1 protein-coding gene is annotated in these 612 nt (G+C 44.1%); it reads left to right on the plus strand.

Translation table 11 applies throughout. The annotated features are described in order from the left end of the window. Positions 1-233: hypothetical protein (locus tag A3729_RS33935; RefSeq protein ID WP_231877424.1), on the plus strand; the 233-nt coding region annotated here is incomplete at its 5' end. Positions 234-612 lie beyond the last annotated feature (379 nt).

Raw genomic sequence — 612 nt, forward strand, 5'->3', positions numbered from 1 at the left:
AGAGAAAGGGACATTACAAGGGTGCTGAGAAGCTTAGATTTGATAGACACGAATTAGACTTTTTAGTGGTTGATTCTATGGCTGGGCATTATAGGGGTTTTGCACTTAAAGGTAAAAGCGAAAAGAACTTAAACCACAGAGGACACCGAGCGCTTCGCTACACAGAGGAAGAGATGGAGACACACCTAAAAAGGCTTTTATCTTTTCTCTGTTTTTATCTTTTCTCTGTGTAGGCCGCAGGCCGCTCTGTGCCCTCTGTGGTGAACCGTCTTTTGTGTTTTGATCTTTAAGGGATAAACCGAAGAACCACAGAGGACACCGGGCGCTTCGCTGCACAGAGGAAGAGATGGAGACACACCTAAAAAGGCTTTTATCTTTTCTCTGTTTTTATCTTTTCTCTGTGTAGGCCGCAGGCCTCTCTGTGCCCTCGGTGGTGAACCGTCTTTTGTGTTTTGATCTTTAAGGGCAGTCTTTAGCGACAGAAAAAACTACACCCACTGCCTGCTTAGATGTATAATCTGCCGCCTATTTTTTAAGCAACTCTTTTCGCAAGCGATTGATATTTAGATGACCGACACCACGACCAAGAAGCTTTTTATTAAAACTCACGGC

This window comes from Oleiphilus sp. HI0043 (genome assembly GCF_001634935.1).